Raw genomic sequence first — 5,209 nt, 5'->3', positions numbered from 1 at the left:
GCACAGGTAGTTGGCGCGTCCTTTCAGCAGTGCGGCTGAAACGCCCTGCCCGAGACTTTCGCGAAAACGTGGCAGATCGCTGTTGAAAAGCTGATCCTGCAGGTTTTTTGTTCCGGTTGAGATAATCACCTTGAGTCCGGAAAGTAGCGCCGGCACCAGGTAGGCAAATGTTTTACCCGTACCCGTGCCTGCCTCGCACACAAGGGTGCCCGCGGACTTCAGCGCATCATCGACAGCGTGAGCCATTTCCAACTGCTGACTGCGAACGCGAAACCCGGCAATACTCTGTTCGAGCTCTCCGCCTTCGCCAAGGATCTTGTCGATTGAGGACAAGCGATTATTGACCGCTGGCTATCAACTGGACGGTGGTGTCCAGATACCAAACGCATTGGCTGCCTGCGACTGGCGCTGCTGCTGTACCTTGGTATCGGCATCACGCATGACGTGGCGTGCAAAATCTGAAAGCTCTTCCATGAACTCCTCCTTTGTCTTGGATGGCATCTCCTGCTGAGAGCCGAGAATATAGCCCATCAGTGCTGCCAGGTACTGCATCATGACACCGGCATTCTGCTGTGCCTCTGGTTCCTGCTCGATGATCGCCTGTTGAATGCGCTGGAATAATTCTGGTGAAAGTTGGATATCGTTCATTGTCTCTTTCCGGGTTCGTATTTAATCAGCAACCGATTTTATCACTGCATGGGACAAGACAAGTGCACAAATAACGGTAGAATGTCCAATTCGGACGCCAACAGGCCAAATCCTTGCTCACGGATCCCGCACTCTCTTTGCCGCTGCTGTTTTTTGTAGGGATTGCTGCCGGCTTTGTTGATGCAATTGCTGGCGGCGGAGGATTGCTCGCACTACCGGCATTAATGTGGACAGGCATGACACCCGTGCAGGCACTGGCAACCAACAAGCTGCAGGCGACTTTTGGCACCTTTACGGCAACCACGAATTACATTCGTAACGGCATAGTGCCGCTGCATGAACTGCGTCTTGCCGTTATTTTGACTTTCATCGGTTCTGCCGCCGGGGCTATTCTGATCCAGCAGCTGCCCACCCAGCTGCTTGAGGATTTCATCCCCTTCCTGTTGATCTGCTTCGCTGTCTATTTTCTCTTTGCCCACAAGGTCGGCGAGCAGGATCGTCACAAACGCATTTCTCCGGCAATATTCGGCCTTCTTTTCGGCACCTCGCTAGGCTTCTATGACGGCTTCTTCGGTCCCGGCACCGGCTCCTTTTTCATGTTCGCCTTCGTCTCCCTGCTCGGCTATTCACTGCAGAAAGCTGTAGGCGGTACCAAGCTGCTGAATTTCACCAGTAATTTTGCAGCATTGCTGGTATTCCTGTTTAGCGGTCAGATTCTCTGGCTGATCGGGCTTGTAATGGGTGCAGGCCAGGTGATTGGCGGATATCTTGGCTCACACGTCACCCTTAAGCACGGATCACGAATTATTCGTCCGCTGCTTGTGATTGTTTCGGTGAGCATGGCACTGAAGCTCCTGCTTGGCTGATCTTTTCTCTTTGTGTAATCAACACCCCTATAACAACCAGCACTCCGCCGCTCATGGTTAAAAGTGAGATACGTTCATCGAGGATAAAGAATCCAAATAGCACGGCTGAGAAAGGGACAAAAACAGGGAAATACCGCTCACTGGCGGCAATTGAGAACCTGACAGGTAGAGATGCAGCAAAAGAATCACTGTACCAATCCACACCGACACACTGATCAGCTGTCCTGATGTATAACGCTGCATCATCACTTTACCGACCATACTATAGACCGACCAGCTGATGACACATCCAATGATCAGCAAAATACCAAGCCAGTAGCCAGATTCACTTCCTTCTGGTACCTGCCTGCCCAGCAGGATAACGACCGCTCCCGCAATTGAAATTACAACACCGACAAACATCTTGGGTGTAAGATATTCCTTCAGAAAAACTGCGGAGAGCAGCAGCACAACAATCGGGTAGAGAGCCACGATCATACCTGCAAGGCTCGACTTGATCAGTTGCAGGCCAAAAAAGAAAAACAGGTTATAAAAATAGATACCGCTTAGACCCAGCACCAGAAACAATAACATCTCTCTATGTGTTGGCCGGGGAAATGGTTTACGAAGCAAGAACGGAGTCAGCAATAGTGCACTGACCAGGAAACGCCATGAAGCCGCCTCGACCTCACCAATATCGGCACCTGCCATCTTGGCGAATACAAATGCCCCGCCCCACGAGACAACAGCTAACACCAGCTTGAGATAGGTGCTGAACAAGTGCGTTAATCCGAACTGACTTTTTTGCGGCCCTGCTTGATCTTGCCACGCCGTTTTTTGTCATCGATACGTCGTTGCTGTGCTGCCCTGGTCGGCTTGGTCGGCTTACGCGTCTTTTGTACGGTGGCAACACTGCGCACAATTGCAGTGAGTCGCTTGAGGGCATCCTCGATATTTTTCTCACGCGAGCGATACTTCTGCGCCTTGATAACGATGACGCCATCCTTGTTGATACGCTTGTCGCGCAGCTGGAGCAGGCGCTCCTTGTAGAAAGGCGGCAGTGACGAGGCGTTGATATCAAAGCGCAGGTGAATAGCCGTGGAGACCTTGTTTACATTCTGCCCACCGGCACCCTGCGCGCGAATGCCCTCCATCTCGATTTCCGAATCGGGCAGAGTGACATTGTTGGAGATACGCAGCACCTGTCGATACTCAGCGATACTGCTTCAGGTACCACCACTCGAAACCGCGCTTCATCCAGTGGAACATCCTGCATGCGGGCAGTGTCAGGGCACGTTTCTCGTTACGCGCCACCAGCATACCCTTGCTGTTTGAATCGACAATACAGACCAGTTCGACCTTGAACGTCTCCGATGGCTTTCCGCCACCTAGTTCCGTGAGCTGGTTTTTTGCTGCAGCGGTGGCCTGCAGATCAGTCATGTGCGCCTGTTTTGGCATCCAATCAGGCCCGGGAAAGCTACCTGAATCACCGGCAACATAGACATTTTGCATGCCCTCGACACGGCACTGGGCATCCGCCCTGATCAGACCGCCCTCGGAGCGTGGCAACTCGGTGTTGTCAAACCAGGTGTTACCCGTCATGCCCGGCATGAAAAGAATCAGGTCAGCCGGGAACTCTCCGCCCTCAGTGCTGACACCGGTTTCGCTGAAGCCTTTCATCTTGTGACCAAGATGGGTCTCGATACCGCGCTTCTTCATTTCGTCCAGCAGGCCCTTAACGGCCTTCGGGCCGAGGCGATTGCCGGGTTGAGGTGCAGGGCTGAAGAACGTCAGCGTGAATTTGTCACGCCGCCCTTCTTGACGCAGTTGTGTATCGAGCCCGAAGAGGAACTCGAACATGGGCCCACCACGCATCGCGCTGGGCTCTTTCGGATTACCTGCAAAACCGATGGCGATACTGCCGCCCTGCATCTGTTTGAGACGATCACGAATCTTCTCGGCAGCGCTGATACCTTCACAGGGTGTGATGGCATGTTCTATTCCGGGCAGCTTCTTGATGAAACGCCCACCCGAAGCAATGATCAGGCCATCATTCGATATCTCGCCATTGTCTGTCTCGACAATGCGTCCGCCATCGCGCAAGCCGGTCACATTGCCCTGGTGAAAATTGACACGCATGCGTGAGAAGAAGTTATCCAGCGGTACCACCAGGTCTTCGCGTTGGCGCCTGCCGCTCGGTATCCAGATGATGCCTGGCAGGTAGTGCAATTCCGCAACCGGCGAGACAAGCGTAATCTCAACAGACTTGTCCAGCTTTCTCAATTCGCGAACTGCCTTCAATCCCGCAAAGCCTGCTCCGATAATTGTGATTTTCTTCATTTTCTGCCTTGTTAACAGGTGTAGCTATATGCGTTCAAGCGCATCTGTCAGCAACTGCTCACTGACGGGAAAAGGGATCGCGTCATGCAGGGGAAAGCGTTCCTGCAGCAACGCAAGCTTGTGTTCAGTCTGCGTATCATAGAAAGCAATGACCTTACTGCTGCCATATTTCTCCAGTACCGCCATCAGGGTCTCAAAGTTTGATGTTCTGTCACGAAACTGGCTCTGAAAATTATACTCGGCAACAATCACATCCGGTGTTGTTTTCTTAAGCCATGTACGCGCCTTGCGCATCGAGTTCTCAACGTGAACTTCAAATCCCAGCGAGCGGTAGAGCGGAATGAAATTAGGATAGCCTCCCATTTCAATAATCGCCAGCAATTGCTTCAACGAAACAGAACCCAGGTGGTGGCGATATATTTGGCACCGCTGAGTACTTCAGCAGCACGATGCTCATGCGTCCAGAAGGGAGGAAACAGCACCAGCTTGCCCTTCTCCGGACGCACACTGATGTCCTGGAACAGAAACTGGGTTTCACCGCCAGCACCCTCGGGCACATCATTCAGATACCAGAGTGCCACCAGCTGGCGATCGGCAAACTGGTGGCTGCCGCCATCGATATGCCAGTGGTAATAGTCACCCGGAAGATAACGCTGAACCTGGTAACCAAGATCCTTGAATGGACCTTTGAAATAGGGAAAGCTTTCACGAAATTCGTTCATCGCCGCTGCCATGCCACGGAAGAACATCTGGTCAATATCCTTCCAGTCTTCCTTGTCGCTAACGACAAGATCCATGGTGCTTTTGATACCGTTATCCTCTTCACCAAGCTGGCCTATGACACCCTTGCGCTGGTAGGACTCGCTGGCCTCGAAACGGCGCACGACTTCATCACAGAAATCGGCTGGCAGCGCATTGTCGCGGCTGAAAATAAAACTGCCGGGCTTCACCTCGGAAATAGTGCGAAGGGGCGTTACCTGCTTGTCGAAAGCTGTCGTCATGGGTACAAACCAGTCGTTACAATTAATCGATTATGTGTCGCAATCCTTCCCGTGGTCAATAACCCGCTCATGCAAGCTTGTCGTCTGCCACCTTGTAGTGAGGGTCCTCTTCGTAATTAACCTCGACCAGGTCTCCCGCCTTGTTGAGCAGGTTGGTGCAATCGACACTGAGGTGACGCAGGTGCAGATGCTTACCACGTTTCGTGTAACGTTCTGCAAGCGAGTCAATCGCCTCGACCGCTGAGTGATCGGCAACACGCGAGTTGATGAAATCGACAATCACCTCGTCAGGATCATCATCAGGAGTAAAGAGCTCGGAGAATACCTTGGCAGATCCGAAAAAGAGTGGCCCGTTGATGACGTAGACCTTGGTAC

Annotated in this window: 9 protein-coding genes; 1 reads left to right on the top strand and 8 read right to left on the bottom strand. The window is 52.5% G+C overall.

Annotated features, from left to right (window positions below; translation table 11 throughout):
* Positions 1–333: DEAD/DEAH box helicase (locus BOW51_RS08620; RefSeq protein WP_370738164.1), on the bottom strand; the 333-nt coding region annotated here is incomplete at its 3' end.
* A 21-nt stretch (positions 334–354) separates the two neighbouring features.
* Entirely contained in the window at positions 355–648 is a 294-nt protein-coding gene (locus BOW51_RS08615; RefSeq protein ID WP_078477369.1) for a hypothetical protein, read from the bottom strand.
* Between the two features lie 113 nt (positions 649–761).
* On the opposite strand from BOW51_RS08615, the gene BOW51_RS08610 reads away from it, so the two are divergent.
* A complete protein-coding gene (locus tag BOW51_RS08610) occupies positions 762–1,514 on the top strand; it encodes a TSUP family transporter (RefSeq protein ID WP_078477368.1) in 753 nt (250 codons plus the stop codon).
* Positions 1,515–1,571: 57 nt separating this feature from the next.
* Here BOW51_RS08610 and BOW51_RS08605 read toward each other — a convergent pair whose 3' ends face one another.
* From BOW51_RS08605 to BOW51_RS08580, 6 genes are all read right to left on the bottom strand, one after another.
* Entirely contained in the window at positions 1,572–2,273 is a 702-nt protein-coding gene (locus BOW51_RS08605) for a DMT family transporter (protein WP_078477367.1), read from the bottom strand.
* Positions 2,274–2,278: 5 nt separating this feature from the next.
* Positions 2,279–2,695 carry an alternative ribosome rescue aminoacyl-tRNA hydrolase ArfB gene (arfB, locus tag BOW51_RS08600; protein ID WP_078477366.1) on the bottom strand — a complete coding sequence of 139 codons (417 nt, stop codon included), beginning with the start codon at positions 2,693–2,695 and terminating at the stop codon, positions 2,279–2,281.
* 10 nt (positions 2,696–2,705) lie between these two features.
* Positions 2,706–3,833: an NAD(P)/FAD-dependent oxidoreductase gene (locus tag BOW51_RS08595; RefSeq protein ID WP_078477365.1), complete on the bottom strand. Its 1,128-nt coding sequence runs from the start codon at positions 3,831–3,833 to the stop codon at positions 2,706–2,708.
* 24 nt (positions 3,834–3,857) lie between these two features.
* A complete protein-coding gene (locus BOW51_RS08590; protein ID WP_078477370.1) occupies positions 3,858–4,196 on the bottom strand; it encodes a hypothetical protein in 339 nt (112 codons plus the stop codon).
* 23 nt (positions 4,197–4,219) lie between these two features.
* A complete protein-coding gene (locus BOW51_RS08585) occupies positions 4,220–4,834 on the bottom strand; it encodes a 2OG-Fe(II) oxygenase family protein (RefSeq protein ID WP_078477364.1) in 615 nt (204 codons plus the stop codon).
* 67 nt (positions 4,835–4,901) lie between these two features.
* Positions 4,902–5,209 (bottom strand): STAS domain-containing protein (locus BOW51_RS08580; protein ID WP_135568177.1); only part of this gene is annotated, 308 nt, incomplete at its 5' end.

The sequence above is a fragment of the Solemya elarraichensis gill symbiont genome (assembly GCF_002021095.1).
In the GTDB taxonomy this organism is placed as follows: domain Bacteria; phylum Pseudomonadota; class Gammaproteobacteria; order Chromatiales; family Chromatiaceae.
This window is presented reverse-complemented; position numbering and strand designations above follow the sequence as displayed.

What these genes read in the sequence shown, in the direction of transcription:
- BOW51_RS08615 (WP_078477369.1), bottom strand. Translation starts at nt 648, where the DNA reads ATGAACGATATCCAACTTTCACCAGAATTATTCCAGCGCATTCAACAG.
- BOW51_RS08595 (WP_078477365.1), bottom strand. Translation starts at nt 3,833, where the DNA reads ATGAAGAAAATCACAATTATCGGAGCAGGCTTTGCGGGATTGAAGGCA.
- BOW51_RS08590 (WP_078477370.1), bottom strand. Translation starts at nt 4,196, where the DNA reads ATGGGAGGCTATCCTAATTTCATTCCGCTCTACCGCTCGCTGGGATTT.
- BOW51_RS08585 (WP_078477364.1), bottom strand. Translation starts at nt 4,834, where the DNA reads ATGACGACAGCTTTCGACAAGCAGGTAACGCCCCTTCGCACTATTTCC.